The 17,068-nt window shown below is 37.4% G+C and carries 12 protein-coding genes; all 12 read right to left on the reverse strand.

Annotation, left to right across the window (positions count from 1 at the left end; all coding sequences use genetic code 11):
- Window positions 1–132: 132 nt before the first annotated feature.
- The 12 genes from GLP24_RS03860 to ebgA all read right to left on the reverse strand — a co-directional run bounded on the left by GLP24_RS03860 (window position 133) and on the right by ebgA (window position 17,021).
- Complete coding sequence (locus GLP24_RS03860; RefSeq protein WP_101768935.1) at window positions 133–1,323, reverse strand: class I SAM-dependent methyltransferase; 1,191 nt, start codon at window positions 1,321–1,323, stop codon at window positions 133–135.
- Between the two features lie 352 nt (window positions 1,324–1,675).
- A complete protein-coding gene (gene tusE / locus GLP24_RS03865) occupies window positions 1,676–2,005 on the reverse strand; it encodes a sulfurtransferase TusE (protein WP_232598789.1) in 330 nt (109 codons plus the stop codon).
- Window positions 2,006–2,139: 134 nt separating this feature from the next.
- Window positions 2,140–2,808, reverse strand: coding sequence for a Bax inhibitor-1/YccA family protein (locus GLP24_RS03870; RefSeq protein WP_101768937.1), 669 nt, complete (start codon window positions 2,806–2,808; stop codon window positions 2,140–2,142).
- Between the two features lie 227 nt (window positions 2,809–3,035).
- Window positions 3,036–3,809, reverse strand: a complete 774-nt coding sequence (locus tag GLP24_RS03875) for an amino acid ABC transporter ATP-binding protein (RefSeq protein WP_101768938.1) — start codon at window positions 3,807–3,809, stop codon at window positions 3,036–3,038.
- Window positions 3,810–3,822: 13 nt separating this feature from the next.
- Complete coding sequence (locus tag GLP24_RS03880) at window positions 3,823–4,920, reverse strand: amino acid ABC transporter permease (RefSeq protein ID WP_232615549.1); 1,098 nt, start codon at window positions 4,918–4,920, stop codon at window positions 3,823–3,825.
- Window positions 4,921–4,922: 2 nt separating this feature from the next.
- Window positions 4,923–6,122, reverse strand: a complete 1,200-nt coding sequence (locus GLP24_RS03885) for an amino acid ABC transporter permease (protein WP_232615550.1) — start codon at window positions 6,120–6,122, stop codon at window positions 4,923–4,925.
- An 86-nt stretch (window positions 6,123–6,208) separates the two neighbouring features.
- Window positions 6,209–7,240 (reverse strand): amino acid ABC transporter substrate-binding protein, encoded by a 1,032-nt coding sequence (locus GLP24_RS03890; RefSeq protein ID WP_232578908.1) that lies wholly within the window; start codon window positions 7,238–7,240, stop codon window positions 6,209–6,211.
- A gap of 431 nt (window positions 7,241–7,671) precedes the next feature.
- Window positions 7,672–8,898 (reverse strand): sodium/glutamate symporter, encoded by a 1,227-nt coding sequence (gene gltS, locus GLP24_RS03895; RefSeq protein WP_101768942.1) that lies wholly within the window; start codon window positions 8,896–8,898, stop codon window positions 7,672–7,674.
- 848 nt (window positions 8,899–9,746) lie between these two features.
- A complete protein-coding gene (locus GLP24_RS03900) occupies window positions 9,747–10,088 on the reverse strand; it encodes a hypothetical protein (protein ID WP_101768943.1) in 342 nt (113 codons plus the stop codon).
- 102 nt (window positions 10,089–10,190) lie between these two features.
- Complete coding sequence (locus GLP24_RS03905; RefSeq protein WP_232615551.1) at window positions 10,191–13,271, reverse strand: EAL domain-containing protein; 3,081 nt, start codon at window positions 13,269–13,271, stop codon at window positions 10,191–10,193.
- A 220-nt stretch (window positions 13,272–13,491) separates the two neighbouring features.
- Entirely contained in the window at window positions 13,492–13,944 is a 453-nt protein-coding gene (locus GLP24_RS03910; RefSeq protein WP_045039629.1) for a beta-galactosidase subunit beta, read from the reverse strand.
- The gene (gene ebgA / locus GLP24_RS03915) at window positions 13,944–17,021 is read right to left on the reverse strand and encodes a beta-galactosidase subunit alpha (RefSeq protein WP_232615552.1); all 3,078 of its coding nucleotides are present in this window, start codon (window positions 17,019–17,021) and stop codon (window positions 13,944–13,946) included. Before ebgA ends, GLP24_RS03910 begins: the two co-directional genes overlap by 1 nt.
- Between the last annotated feature and the right edge of the window lie 47 nt (window positions 17,022–17,068).

The raw sequence follows: 17,068 nt of genomic DNA on the forward strand, positions 1-17,068 counted from the left end.
GTGGTACTATTGTATTCTGATAATTAAGATTTTGACAAATAATTATCGAATTTAATGATTAATCACTAGTTTGTTGGTATAAAAAAACCCAGCGTCGGCTGGGTTTGATATCTATCTATGCTAAATCGCGTATTACTTTACGTAACAAGCGAAACCTTTAAGGTAGAAACCTTCAGGATAAGCACTGTCTAGTGGGTGATCGGCGGCTTGGCTGAAACGCTCGATAAATTGTACTTCGCGATGTGCATCAAGTGCAGCATCAGCAATGATTTTTTGGAATAAACCGTTATCCATTAAACCAGAGCAAGAGTATGTTAATAACATGCCACCTGGTTTTAGGATTTGCATCGCTAACATATTGATGTCTTTGTAACCACGACAAGCACCTACTAACTGAGATTTAGACTCGGCAAATTTAGGTGGATCCATGATAACAACATCAAATAGCTCGCCACGTTCACGGTATTCACGCAGTAATTTAAACACATCAGCGTTTACAAACTGTGCATTTTCAACCGGATAACCATTCATTTCTACGTTAAGTCGTGCGGTATCAAGTGCTGGTTGAGAAACATCAACGTTAATCACTTCACTTGCGCCGCCTTTTAGCGCGTATAAACCGAAGCCACCAGTGTAGCTGAAGCAGTTTAGAACACGCTTACCGTTAACATATTTAACCGATGCTTCGCGGCTATCACGTTGATCAAGGTAGAAACCTGTTTTGTGACCACCAACGATATCAACGTTAATTTTAACGCCATTTTCTTCAATAGTGACAAACTTAGGTGGCTCTTCACCATGTAGAACGCCTGTGCGTTGTTTTAAGCCTTCTTTTTTACGAACAGACACATCAGAGCGTTCGTAAATATTACAGCTTGGGTAGCACTGTCGTAATGCTTCAAGAAGTACTTCTCGTTGTGCTTCAGCACCTGCACTCAATAGTTGGCACACTAAGTAATCTTGGTAGCGATCGATAGTAATACCAGGAAGACCATCTGATTCAGCGGCAATTAAGCGGTAGCCTGTAAGACCATCGCGAGCGGCTAATACATCACGTAGACTTTGTGCGGCATTAAGGCGGTTAACAAAGAAGTTAACGTCAATGGCTTCATTTTTGTTGAATGTCCATACGCGAACGCGAATCTGAGACTGTGGTGAATAAGCACCACGTGCTAGCCATTCGCCTTTGTTATCGTAAACATCAACGGTTTCGCCAAGTTCAGGTTTTCCTTCAACGCGATCAATACCGCGAGAAAAAATCCAAGGGTGGCGACGGCGTAGTGATTTTTCACGGCCTTTTACCAAATAAACAGAAGCAGTCATGACATGCCCAATATGGAATTCGAGTGGGGGCATATTATGTTGTGCTGGCTACGTAAAATCAAATGAAAACGTCTAAGTTGGCATATAAAGCCATTATTGAGTGTTAAATAAACGACAGTACTTCACAAAAATATAAATAGATTTTGTGGGTGGATGATCAGCCTATCGTCATTATTTAACTAAAATAATGTAATGGGTAATATAAAAAATAGAGAGTGTTATGGCTCGGCGTTGTGTGAAAACGTGAGTAACGGGTCATGTGTTGTGTAAGGGCGCGATTTCATACTGCTCATAAAAAAAACCAAACATAAAGCGAGTTATCGTTGTTATGTTTGGTTTTTAGAATGATATTTTAAATACACTTCACTGGCTTAGGTAACCCAGCAAGTTTAGTTGCTTGCTTTGCTGGACCTTTTGGAAATAAACGATATAGATAACGTGAACTGCCTTTTTCTTCACCGTATTGTTTTGCCATTGCTTTTACAAGCATTCTAACTGCGGGTGAAGTATTAAATTCAAGGTAAAAGTCACGAACAAAGCGAATCACTTCCCAATGTGCCTCAGATAATTCAATCGATTCTTCTGCTGCAAGTGGCGCAACTAAATCTTCTGACCAATCACTAACATTTTTAAGATAACCTTGGGCGTCAGTGTCGATTTGTACACCGTTAAATTCAAGCATAATAGACCTCTTTATTGCTAACGTTGCAAGAATAGTGATTCGCTTGTCTACCTGCAAGTAAAAAACGAAAAGCCTGCATCAGACAGGCTTTTTAGTTTGTATTACTAAACGTAAGGCTAATATATCGCGGTTGTTTAGTTGTCGCTGCTATTCACTACACCTAGAATCTGAAGCAAGCTTAAGAATAGGTTGTAGATAGAAACATACAAAGTAACCGTTGCTGAAATGTAGTTTGTTTCACCACCACGAATGATTGACTGAGTCGTCAATAAGATCGCTGCTGATGAGAACAAGACAAACATACCGCTGATTGCTAACGATAGCATTGGCATTTTTAAGAAGATATTCGCAACTACTGCGACAATAATCGCAATAAAGCCAGCCATTAGCATGCCGTTAAGGAATGATAAGTCGCGTTTGGTTGTTAATGCGTAAGCAGAACAAGCAAAGAATGTTAGTGCTGTACCGCCAAGTGCTGTCATAACAACATGGCCCATGCCCGCACCGACATACATATTTAAAATCGGACCAAGGGTGTAACCCATAAAGCCTGTTAATGCGAACACAAATATAAGGCCTAAGCTACTGTCACGGTTACGCTCAGTAAGGAAAATTAGACCATAGAAGCCAACAAGTAGAAAGATCCAGTGTACAGGTGGAACATTCATAACCATTGCAACGCCAGCAACGCCAGCAGAGAACAATAACGTTAGCGATAGTAAGAAATAAGTATTACGTAAAACCTTATTGGTTGACAGCACGCCTTCGTAACCATTGTCACGATTGACCATACGTTCGTTCATAAGTGTTCCCCTTAGGGTAGTTATGTTAATTCTAATAAAGCTATATATGAGGCTAAACAATACGAATTGCAAGCGTAAACTTAAGCTTTAGATTTATTTGTTTGCTATCAAGCATATTATAAGTATTTGAAGATTAAAATACTTCGCTCTTTAATCTTCATTTATCGTTAAGTTGTAACTAAGTGTTACATCGATAAGGCTTCCTTTAAGGGTGGCAGTTTCAGCCATTAGTGCAATATTTGCTGTAAAAAAAGCTGCGTTCGATCAGATTTAGGGTGATCAAAAAAATCATGAGGGTTATTTTCTTCAATGATTTCTCCTTGATCCATGAATATTACCCTATCTGCCACTTGGCGCGCAAACCCCATCTCATGCGTTACGCACAACATTGTCATACCCTCATTAGCAAGCTCAACCATCACATCTAATACTTCACGTACCATTTCAGGATCGAGTGCTGACGTCGGTTCATCAAACAACATCACTTGCGGATTCATGCACAGTGAACGTGCAATGGCGACACGTTGTTGCTGTCCACCAGAAAGTTGGCCTGGGTATTTATGGGCTTGATCTGGAATTTTAACCCGTTCTAAATATTGCATAGCAAGCGCGTTAGCTTCTTTCTTTGGCATTTTCTTAACCCAAATGGGCGCTAAAGTGCAGTTTTCTAATACTGTTAGATGAGGAAAAAGATTAAAATGCTGAAAACACATGCCGACTTCTTTGCGAATTAGCTCAATATTTTTCAAATCTCCGGTAATGTCTTGCCCTGCGACAGAGATTTGCCCTTGTTGGTGCTCTTCTAAATAATTAATACAGCGGATCATGGTTGATTTACCTGATCCTGATGGTCCACAGATAACGATCTTTTCACCTTTACGCACTTGTAGGTTAATGTCTTTAAGAACGTGAAATTGACCGTACCATTTGTTTACATTAACTAGTTCTATAACCCATTGAGTATTGTTAGGATTAATGGTGGCATCGTTAGTGTTTTTCATTATGCAATCCTTGCTAATGTTGATGGCCAGTATGTAGTTTGTTTTCTAGGTAGATACTGTATCTCGACATACTAAAACAAAAAATCCAGAAAACAAAAGCGACAAAAACGTAGCTTTCAGTGGCAAAACCTAACCATTCTGGATCACTGTTGGCGGCTTGCCCAATGCCTAATACATCAAACATACCAATAATAAGTACTAAGCTGGTGTCTTTAAATAAGCCAATAAAGGTATTTACAATCGAAGGAATGGTGATTTTCAATGCTTGGGGTAAGACGATAAGATAGGTTTTCCGCCAGTAACTTAACCCTAAAGCATCTGCCGCTTCATATTGGCCTTTGGGTATTGCTTGTAACCCACCACGAATAACTTCCGCCATATAAGCTGCACTAAATAGTACCACCCCAATTAAGGCTCGGATCAGTTTGTTGGTTTCTAATTCAGAACTTAAAAATAATGGCAGCATAACGGATGCCATAAATAAGACGGTAATTAATGGTACACCCCGCCAGATCTCAATATAGATGGTACAAATACTTCGAATGATCGGCATTTCTGAACGCCGCCCCAGCGCTAATACAATGCCTATCGGTAGCGATACCACAATACCGATAATGGCAATGATCAAGGTAATAAGTAAACCACCCCATAAGTGCGTTTCTACAGTAGGTAAGCCTGCAATACCGCCATATAAAAGAAAGCCTGCTATAAATGGATAAATATTAACAAAAAATAACCAAATCCAACCTCGATGAGGGGTTTTTTCGTAAGCCAGTAAAGTAATAAAAATGGCTAATGTGGCATAAAACAGTTTAGGTCGCCATAATTCAGCACTGGGGTAGAAGCCAAACATGAATTGATCAAACCGTACTTTAATAAAGGTCCAACATGCGCCGGTGAGTGTACAAGCATCACGAGAGTCGCCTTGCCAATTGGCATTAATCAATGCCCAATCAATGATCCCCCATAAACCGATAATGGCAAAATAGCCTAAAAGTAAAGTGATAATCGTATTGAGGACAGAAGAAAATAGATGTTGGCGTAACCATCTAAAAATACCCACTGTGTTTGCTGGTGGGGGTAAATCAGGAAGAAATTGATGCTTACTCATGCTTACCTCTCAACCAGAGCCATTTTTTTGTTATAGATATTCATCAGCAGTGATGTAATTAAACTTAGACTTAAATAAACCGCCATTGTCATCGCGATGATTTCAATCGCTTGTCCTGTTTGATTGAGGGTTGTACCTGCGAAAACAGAGACCAGATCAGGATAACCAATCGCCATTGCCAGCGAGGAATTTTTAGTGAGGTTTAAATATTGACTGGTAAGGGGCGGAATAATAACCCGCATCGCTTGTGGGATTACAATTAAACGGAGAGTTTTATTACGGGTTAAGCCTAATGCTTCAGACGCTTCTGTTTGACCATGACTGACGGCATTAATGCCTGAGCGAACAATTTCTGCAATAAAAGCCGCGGTATAAATACTGAGTGCAAGTAAAAGTGCAGCAAGTTCAGGTAGTACCGTAATACCACCACTGAAATTAAATCCTTTGAGAACGGGATAATCAATACTGATTGGTTTACCACTAATAAAGAAAGCTAATAGTGGCAGTAAGGTAATGACGGCAACACTAACGAGAAGTACCGGAGATTGTTTACCCGTGTTTTGTTGTTTTCTCTTGGCGTAATACTGATAACTCATTGCTATGATTAGAGCGATAAGCAGTGAGATAAATATAAAGCTAGAACCTTGTTCAAAAATAGGACTAGGTATGGATAAGCCGCGTATATTAAGAAAAATACTCTCGCCAAATTGTAGGCTTTGTTTTGGTGAGGGTAGAACTTGTAATACCGCAAAGTACCAAAAAAATATTTGTAGTAATAATGGAATATTTCGAAATATCTCAATATAAAGCGCAGCAAAGCGACTGACTAACCAATTAGGGGATAAGCGGGCAATCCCAATAATAAACCCTAAAGCGGTAGCAAGAATAACACCGAGTATGGCAATGAGTGCCGTGTTGAGTAAACCAACAAAAAAGGTTCGGCCATAACTGAAGGTTTCATCATAATCGATAAGCGTTAAACCGATACCAAACCCAGCTTCTTGACTTAGAAAATCGAAACCAGTCGCAATACCACGTGTTTCAAGGTTAGTTAATGCATTATTGATGATGCTATAAAAGAAAAACCCCAGAGCCGCGACTGCAATAATTTGAAAGATAATGGCGCGAAACATTGGATTATAAAATAGATTTTTAGTGCGAGATCTTGTTTGTGAGCTATTGGCCTTCGTAGAAAATGCCATACAACATCCTCATATCCATTGAGATGGACAGAGGGAGCCATAAACGACTCCCTTCCTTTTATAGACGAACTTAAAAGAGCCCGTTATTAACGAATCGGTGGAGCATATTGAATACCACCATTATTCCATAGTGCATTTAATCCACGCTCAATGTTAAGTGGTGATCCTAAACCTACGGTACGATGGAAACTTTCACCATAGTTACCCACTTGCTTAATGATCTGGAAACTCCAATCGTCATTTAATCCCAGTCCTTTACCCTTTGGTCCATCAATACCAATTAGGCGACGAATATTAGGATCTTTTGAGTCTTTTTTTAGTTGCTCAACATTGGCAGAAGTAACATTGAATTCTTCAGCGTTAATCATGGTAAATAATGTCCAACGAACGATATTGAACCATTGATCATCACCTTGACGAACAACAGGCCCTAGTGGTTCTTTAGAAATGATTTCAGGTAAAACGACGGCGGAAGTTGGATCTTTGAGGTTTAAGCGTAGGGCATATAAGCCTGACTGGTCGGTGGTGAGTGCATCACAACGTCCAGAGTCAAAACCTTTTGAGGTTTGAGGGGCAGTATCAAATACAACAGGCTTATATTTCATGCCATTGACACGGAAGTAATCTGCTAGATTAAGCTCGGTTGTAGTGCCTGATTGTACGCAAACTGCTGCACCATCGAGTTCTTTAGCACTTTTTATACCCATGTCTTTTTTGACCATGAAACCTTGACCATCGTAATAGTTTACACCAGTAAAATTAAGGCCAAGAGCGGTATCACGGTGCAATGTCCAAGTTGTATTACGCGATAAAATATCAATTTCACCCGATTGTAAGGCGGTGAAACGTTCTTTAGCGGTTAACGGTATATATTTAACCTTGGTTTTATCGCCTAATGTGGCAGCAGCAACTGCTTGGCAGAACTCGACATCAAGACCTTCCCACTGACCTTTCGCGTTGGGGTTTGAAAATCCGGGTAAGCCCGCACTAACACCACATTGGACATACCCTTGTTTTTTAACTTTATTGAGCGTGCTATCGGCGGCGTTTACGTTAACAGCGAAGAGAGTAGCAGATGCAGCAAGCACTGCGAATACCCCTGATATTTTTTGAGCCATTAATACTTTCCTTGTCTGGGCAATCGTTAAAGTAATACGCCTCGAGTAACTTATATTGTTAACTCAGTAACAAGACGCTAACAATTACAAGTATAGGAAAATATAGATAAAGGGCGAGTTTTTTCTTTAGCTCTTCAGGATCTACTTTCTTGGTAATAACAGACAGTACAACCGCAACAGCGATTATTAAACCTGCTGCTGATGCGAAGGCATACATGATCTATAGGGAGTGAAACTATGGTGTTTTTAGCATTCCACGCCAATTAAGATCATCATATTTAGCCGATGATTAGTACAGTAAGACCTAAAACAAGGAAGCGAGTATTGATACCATATTTAGATGAGCGGGATTGGGGGAGAAGTGATACGTGAGATACAAAAAAGAGAAGATATACAATATCTTCTCTTTTTATATAGATGATTAATGCTACTTAGTGACCAAGAAAGCTGATGTAACCTTGAAGGACTAATAAGTTAGTAATATCAATAAAGAAAGCACCTACAATCGGCACAACCATAAAGGCTTGTGGTGACGGGCCATTTCGTGACACTAATGAACCCATATTCATTACTGCTGTCGGTGTTGCACCCATACCAAAACCACAGTGACCACCGGCAATAATGGCGGCGTCATAGTTGCTTCCCATTACACGGAAAGTAACAAAATAGGTAAATAACCCTAAGACGAGAGTTTGAACGGCAAGAATTATCAACATTGGCATTGCCAAGTCCATTAATTCCCACAGATGCAAGCTCATTAGTGCCATTGCTAGGAACAGTGACAAGGCTATTGTACCTAGGGCATCAACAGTTTCTTTGTTGATTTTATAGCACTTAGTACCCTCGCAGACATTGGTAATAAACACACCAATAAACAACGCATATACGAATTCAGGAATACGTAATGCACTGATACCAAGCCCGTCTACAAAGTCTTTAAAGTGTGATGCACCTGCAACACAAACCAATAAAATAAATAATACTTCAATGGTGTTTTTAGAGGTAATACGGTCTTCTTCGCGATCGCTATAAGTGATCAAATCCGGGTGTTCAATGTGATGATTACCACTTTCACCAAAATCAGATTTTAGCTTATGTTTGTTGATCAATCGTTGGGCAATTGGACCACCGATGATACCACCCATAATCAGACCAAATGTTGCCGCAGCCATTGATAGTTCTAATGTGTTCAAACCATAGTCGGTAGCAAAAGTTTGTGACCAAGCCGCACCAGTACCGTGACCGCCTGAAAGAGTGATTGAACCAACAATAAGACCAAGTAATGGATCTAGACCTAACGCTTTACTCATTCCTACGCCAACAGCATCTTGAAGAATAATAAATATTGTTGCGACCCCTAAAAATAGGAATACACGAGAGCCGCCTTTCATCAATAATTTATAGCTAGCGGCAAGACCAACGGTTGCAAAGAACATTTGCATTAAGGTGTCTTGCATACTTAATTTGAAATTAATGTCAAAACCTTGAAAATGGAAAAAGGTAATAATAAAGGCAATGACAAGTCCGCCGACAATCGGCTCTGGTATATTATATTTTCTTAAAATCTTAACTTTAGTATTAATAAAGTAGCCAAGAAAAAGCACGATGATTGCGATGAGCAATGATTCGAGCTCATTAACATGAATAGTTGTTGTCATTTAAAATCTTCTTTTTTACTTCTTTGGTGCTAATTTTAACTCCAAAAAGATATTCTTACCATATTGCTATGTTTTGGTTACTGTGCTAGTGGTTGTCTGTTTTTAGTGCTTAGCTATTTATATATTATTAAGTAGTCGTTTTTTTACATGACTAACTGTTAGGTTTATGTTTTTTATTGTTAAATCTAAGTATCGATTATGTTCTGTTATTTATTGGTGTCATAAATCTTTTCGAGTCGATGTTTTTTTGCTGCTTTTGAATGGTTAGTTTTTCAGAATCAAAGTGTTATATTTTATAAGTATGACAATTTAAGTATAGAGTACGGCATTCTTTTTATTTAACGGCTGTAATATAAAGGTTAAATTGAAAATTTAGTTGTTGATAGTGTAATTTAAAAAAAAGCATTAATTCTCATAATTTGAGAAATGTAGGTAGTTAGTTTCAGTGCTATTATTTAGTCTTGAAAAAAAAGATAAAAACTAGAAAAAAAATTATGAAACATTGTTCAAAACAGTAAATAGAGGCTTTTTTTGTCATTGTTCAGTGATCAAACCTAAGTGATTTCTTTGTTGTTGATAGATATTTTTTTATTTATTGGAAGGGATTTAGATAAATACTCAAAAAGATAACTTATTGCTTATAACACCTTATCTCATAGTGTGAGAATGATATGACGATACTTTATTCTTGGCATAATCATGCTTAGACAGGAAGAAAACGGAGAAGTATTAGTGGGGGAGAAAGCAGAATATTAATGGTAACGACAATAAATCATCGTTACCATCATGTTGAAATGAAGAGAGATTGTTTCCATAAAAATACGTTTAGATTAGCTTTTATAAAAAAGTTACTCAGTTTGGTGTTTTTTTAACTTTAAATCTTTTTTTAATTGTTGAATGTACGCAATACGATCGGGATCGGCTGGACGAGTATCATTTTTACGCTCTTGTTGTGCTTGAGCTTCACTTGGGAGTACGCATCGTCCACGAATACGCTGATGATATTGTTTCGTTTCTTGTTCTGCACGTAATGTGGCATGTTCTTGCTCTTTTGCCATCGCTTCACGTGCTTTACTTTGATCAGTAGCATCAACCACAATATAAGAATTGCGTTTTTGCATTCTATTTGGCTGCTGACCAAATTGTTCCCGTTGTTTAATAAAGTTATCTAAGTGATCACTAAAACTCATTGTGACGTCCTGCTAAGTAATCAAAAAAGAATCCATTTATTATTAACAATAAAATGGCGTATATGTTTAATAATAAGCTACAACGTTGAATAAGAGAACCTCTTATATAACGTTCTCTGATATTTGTTGTTTTTGAGGTAGGTATTGGTGATTAAAGTGATCGCGAGTAAGAGGTTTATTGAAATAAAATCCTTGAAATTCTTCGACCCCAAAGGCTTCAAGGGCAATGACTTGTTCAATATTTTCAACACCCTCAGCAACGACAGTTAAACCAAGATTGTGAGCAAGTTTTACTATAGCTTCAATAATAGTAATACTGTCTTTGTCATGGGGTAATGCTTTAACGAATTCTCGGTCTATTTTGAGAATGTTGATAGGAAAACGGCTGAGATAAGCGAGTGAAGAATAGCCTGTACCAAAATCATCTATCGCAATTTTAACCCCAAGCGTTTTAAGTGCGATTAATTTTTGATAAGCTAATTCAATATCTGTCATTAACACACTCTCTGTGATCTCCAGTTCTAGATATGTAGGATCACAACCGGCTTTTTTGATGGCTTGCTTTATAATTTCTGTTAGGTTCGATTCAAGTAATTGTTGTGCTGAAATATTGATAGCCATACTAATATTAAGCCCTTGCTGTTGCCATTGTTTAAGTTGATAACAGGCTTTTTCAATGAGGAATATACCCGCTTCAAGAATTAACCCTGATGATTCAAGTAATGGAATAATATCAACAGGAGCTTGATAGTGACCGTGCTTATCACGCCATCGCAGCAATGCTTCTGCGCCAGTTATTATATGTGAGATAGCTAATACTTTAGGTTGATAATAAAACTCATAGCGATCAGTATTTATAGATTTTCGTAATTCTGATTCTAATTCCAATTTATGTTCTGCTTCAGTTTCCATGACAGGACTAAAATAACAATATTGATTTTTAGACTTATTTTTAGAATAGCCCAATGCAATATTTGTATTTCTTATTATTTTCTCAGGCGTTATTTGACTGTTTATTTGAAGTGAAATGCCAATGCTAGCTGAAATTGAAATGAGTTTATCATCATAACGAATAGGTGCATGAATATTATTGAGTAATTTTATTGCAAGGTGATTAATATTTTGTTGCTGTTGGAATGATTGGATAAGAATGCCAAATTTATTATTATTCAAACGTGATAGAAGAGTTTTTTCTCTTAGATTTGATCGAATACGTTTTGATATAATAATAAGAATATTTTCTATTTTTTCATTATCTAGAGAATCATGTAATTGTTTGAATAAATCAACCTCAATGATTAAGACTGATATTTTAGAGTGATTTTTTTTTGACGTTAATAATGATTTTTTAAGTTCACTAATAAACATATTTCTATTAGGGAGCGTAGTTAACTGATCATAATGTGCAAGATGATGTAATTGATGTTCATAATTAATACGATCAGTAATATCTTTACTGATTGAAATATAGTTACTAATTCGACCATTTTCATCGCGAATAGGGGAGATGGTATTATCAAGATAATAAATGCTATCATCATGATTCTTTTGTAAAACAACACGCTGTATTGTTTGTCCTTGATTTAATTTCGATTGAATGCTGTCTATTTTTTCTTGGTTATTAATATAACGCTTAAAGATTGTTTTACTATTTAATCCTATAATATTATTTGAACTATCACCTGTACTTTTTTCATATGAATTATTTACATATTCAATAAAGCCAAATTTATCAGTAATAATGACAGCATTTTCACTTTGTTCTACAGCTCTTGATAGCCCTTTGAGTTGTTGTTCTCGCTTAACCCATGATGTTATATCTATTATATGTAATATGATACTATCATCGTTAGTATTAATTTTTGTCGCGGTGATTTCTAGGTATTTAATCTGAGGGATATTGATCTTTAGCTGTATTTTTTTCTTAGTATTATAAGCTAGAGAATTGATGCTTTGTAATAATGCGACAATATCGCTTTTTGTGTCTATTGGATATATATGTGAAATTAAATTTTTGTGAATAACATCTTTGTTTAAATTTAAAATAGTTAGAGCGACTGAATTAATCGCTGTTATTTTTTGATGGTTGTTAATAATAATAATACCTGAGTCAGTATTTTTAATCAGAGAATGGTAACGAAGAGTGTTTTTATTTTTAATATAAGTAATACGCTTTATCTCTTTCTTTTGTCGATGTATATATCTAATGATAAATAGTATATAAACACAGACAATTATAATTGATATGAATATTGGTATATATTTGTAGGATAGTTGTTGAGTAAATCCAAATATATTATAATTATTTTCAATATTGATTTTTGAAATTAATATCCATGGTGATAAATTACCATTATTAAAATCCAGAGTTGCTTTTAATTGTTCCGGGATAAAAATTGGAGAGTAAGTGTAAAGAATTTTTTCTTTTATTATTTGTTGATTATTGTAATTTTGTATTTGTTGCCATAATGAAAAATACTTACTTTTAAAATTGTTATCAGTGTTAATCGAGGAAATGTCTTTTTGATTGATATTAATTAATGATTGACCTTGATTATCAATAAGCCAAGACTGTAGAAATAATGGGTCATTAGTTTGTGATGTTGTCATCATATCAGCGAGACTGTGTTGCTCTATTTTGATGACCCATTGGTGATTGTTTATCGTAATATGCTGATAATAAGCAATATTATTTATTGGTTTGGCTAACATCTTAATATAAGTTTTATTTGGTAGAAGTGAAAATGCGTGATCAATATCATTCAGTTCTGAAATCGAAGCTATAGGTTTATTTTTTATAATTGTTATTTTTGTATTAGTCGTAGCTTCAATTCTTAATCGATAACTATTTTTATAATCAATCAGACTAATGCTATTAAATTTTATGTTATTAGTTAGCATGGTTGTTGCTAATGTAATAAAAGTATCATTTTGGGATGGGGTCAGTAGTTGCTGCCATGATTGTTGTTTTAACGCGGTATTAAATTGATCAAAAAGAACAATAGTATGTTTAATGTGTTGTGAAATCTGTTGTTGTAATTGATGCTGTTGTTGGCGTTGATCGTTTTTTATTGTATTGATTGTATTGTCATTATTTTGTTGGCTGTGATAGGTAATACTTATTACGGCTAACATCAGTAATAAAAAGCTGAAGACTAAACTTGTTACCATTACTTTTCGCATAATATCCTTATTTACGCATATAAAGCCTGTAATTTATTATATGCCACTAAACACATAAAGTTAATGTTGTGGGAGTTTAAATATGACTGTAATGTGATGAAAGAGTTAATATTAAGAAAGAAAAAAGCCTTGAGGGGGAACTCAAGGCTAGAAAAGTATGATTTATAATTTAGTGTTAGTTCGTTTCTGAGGCAGTATTTCCACTGGCGGTTAAGTGTGGTTATTTATTAAGGAAGTATCCGTCCTCAATGGTGACACGTAAAACGACTTTCTCAAGGTTGTCAGCGGCACTGAAACGGTGTGCTTGGTGGTTTTCAAATATCACCATTTGACCTGCTTCTATGCGGTGGGCTTGAGCTGTTCCCTCAAAATATTCACGGTCAGTTTCATCACTGTATGGATGCACTTGCGTTAACGTGTCTTTATCTGCACATTCAATAGTTTCACTGCCTGCAAGGTAGTAATGAACATCAAAATAACGGCGGTGGCCGACAAATTGTTCATTCGCGTTTGAAGGGCCATGTTGAAGGCGGTAAGCCAGTGAGTCACCCACAGAATGGAAGACATTTGGCTGAATATTACCGATGTTCTCAATCGCTTCTACACAACGATTCCATTTACGACCATCGCGATAGAGGCTTTTGAATTGATCCAGTGATGCTAAAATAATCATTATTTATCTCCACCGATGCGTGTTGTGGTAAATGTTTGACTTGCTAAGTAGCGGCTATCACAATCGGCTTTATTAAAGGGTACTAAGCTCACTTGATAGCTGAAGTCATTAAAGTAAACACGGTATGAGTCAAGTACTTCTGAACCCCAAGAGTTAGAACCTAAGCCCATAACTTGATGATCAAGATTGACCGTAATGTAGCCACTTGGCTCAAGTTCATTAATGTGTTGTGCTTGATGGATATGTTGATTGGTGTAATGCCATGCGCTGAAATTAATTTCTTGCTCAGGTTTAACCAATAAACCCACACCATGACGGTTAGTTAAACTTGCCCAACGCACATGCTGGCGGTTGCCATTATTTTGTGGGAATGGGTAGTTCTCAAACATATTGCTAACGGTAGTGTTGTAGATATCGATGATGTTGCTTTGACGGCTATCTTGGTAACTTTCTTCAGGCCCACGGCCGTAGTATTCAACCTGATCAAATTGATTATTAATCCCTAAATCCAAACCAATAACCGGAATGACATGCGGGTAATCACCGTACTTATTGCCACTTAACGTCATGTTTACTTGACCTTGAGGACAAATTTCAAAACGGTATTGGCAACGCATACCAAAATCTAATACTGGCGGCGCAACAATACTGTTGGTGGTAACAATTACTTTACCTGCCATTTGCTCGACATTGATGCTACGGAAATGCTCTTGCATAATGTGTAGGTGAGCGGGGTGCCATAAACCTTCATACTCTTGCTTATGGTTATCAATCATCGGCTTGAAGAAACTCATTGCAGGTGATGATGCAATCAGTTCATTATTTTGGCGTAGCCATGATGTAAGCTTGCCATCAACTTTAGAGAAACGCAGTGCAAAGTCATAACCGCTAATTTCCCAATCAAGACGGTTTTCAATAACGGTTAGTGGTATCGCATTGTTATTTTCAAATTGTTCTTTATATGCAGTATTGGGTTTGGCTTGGTATTGGAATATGCCAAGTTCATGGTTAGCTTCGCTATATGCGGTGCGAGATTTTTTACGCATAGAGACATTCACAAACGTTTCACGCTGATCCATAACCGGTAGCACTAATTCAATATCACGTGATTCACCTGCCGCCAAATCTGTCACGGTAATTTGATTAAAGGTTAGAGTGTCACCTTCAGCACGTACTGCGATATCAAATATCACGTCATCTAGAGTAGAGAACCAATATTTGTTAGTAACTGTAATGATGCCTTTCGCGTGATCTTTAACGGCAATTTTTACCGGACAAATAACTTGTTTGTATTCACGTAATCCCGGGCCAGGTGTTTGATCTGGGTAGACTAAGCCATCCATGCAGAAGTTGTAGTTATTTGGATAGTCGCTGTAATCACCGCCATATTTGTACACATCACGGCCGTTTTCATCCTGCTCGTAAATACCGTGATCACACCATTCCCATACAAAGTGACCTTGAATATGGTCATGTTTGTAGAACACGTTTTGGTATTCAGTCAGTCCACCAGGACCATTACCCATTGCGTGGGCATATTCACAAATAATCCGTGGCTTAACATGTGGAAACTCACCAAACTCATTCATCATTTGAGCGCGAGAGTACATCGTACTAATAATATCAACCACTTCAGCATCACGATCTTCTTCGTAATGGACTAGACGGGTATTATCAATCGCTTTAGTTGCTTGGTACATTGAACGAATATTACAGCCGTAGCCAGATTCGTTACCCAGTGACCACATAATGATAGAAGGGTGGTTCTTTTGCGCATGAATATGACGTTCAATGCGTTCAACAAATACTTGTTCCCATGCAGGATCATCAGTGATCATGCTCAGGTTACCAACGTTAGCAAAACCGTGCGTTTCAACATCAGTTTCAGCTATTACAAATAAGCCGTATTGATCGCATAGTTCGTAAAAACGTGGATCGTTAGGGTAGTGCGCAGTACGTACTGCGTTAATATTATGCTGTTTCATAAGCACGATATCTTTTTCCACGCGATCCATACCGACAGCGAGGCTATTTAGGTGATCGTTATCGTGGCGATTAACCCCGTGTAACATTACGTATTGACCATTAATCTCAAACAGGCCATTGCGCACTTTAATATCACGGAAGCCAACCCGTTGCGGGATCACTTCCACCACAATGCCATCCGCATCCCTTAGGGTTAAGAATAAGTGGTATAAATGTGGATTTTCAGCTGTCCAATGAACGGGTGAATCTATTTTGATTGCAAAATTGGTATGCGTTGTACTAGCAATGGTTAGACTGAAAACGTTTCCACTAGCAACCTGATGTTGACCCTCATAAAGGGCATAATCAATGCTATAATCACTCACAACGTGACCACTGAGATTTTCCAAATCAACGTTACAGTTTAATGTTGCGCCTTGATAATCTTCGTCAAAATCAGTACGTACAGTGAAATCACGCACGTGAATGGGCTCTTTACCGACTAAGTAAACATCACGGAAAATACCCGCCATCCACCACATATCTTGATCTTCAATATAGGTTGAATCGGCCCATTGCATAACGCGCACAGACAGTAAGTTTTTACCGCTGTTAACGAAAGCTGAAATATCAAATTCTGCTGTTAAACGGCTGCCTTTACTAAAACCAACATATTGACCGTTAACGTAAACTTCAAAGTAGGTTTCAACACCATCAAACTTAATAATGGTTTGTTTTTCATTCCAATTATCACCTAAGAAGAAGGTGCGCTGATATGCGCCAGTTGGGTTGTTTGAGGGTACAAAAGGTACGTCAATCGGGAATGGGAAGCCTTCATCAGTGTATTGTAAGTTACCGTGACCTTCCATTTGCCACATGTTTGGCACTTGAATACTAGTCCAGTCACTCATTTCTTGGTTGTAGAATTCTTCAGGAACAAGCAGTGGATGAGTGAAGAAGTTAAAGGTCCACTGACCACTTAGCAACATGAAATGCTGACTTAAATCACGCTGAAAGCGTTGCGCTTTGTTTAATGCGTTGTAAGAGAAAAAGTATGCACGAGGTGCCAGTCTATTTTCGCTAAGTAAGTTAATGTTTTCCCAGTTATTCACGATGCCTCCAAGACATGTCTTAATTATCTGGGGTTATTATTAAGTAA

The organism is Photobacterium carnosum, assembly GCF_021236965.1.
In the GTDB taxonomy this organism is placed as follows: Bacteria; Pseudomonadota; Gammaproteobacteria; order Enterobacterales; family Vibrionaceae; genus Photobacterium; species Photobacterium carnosum.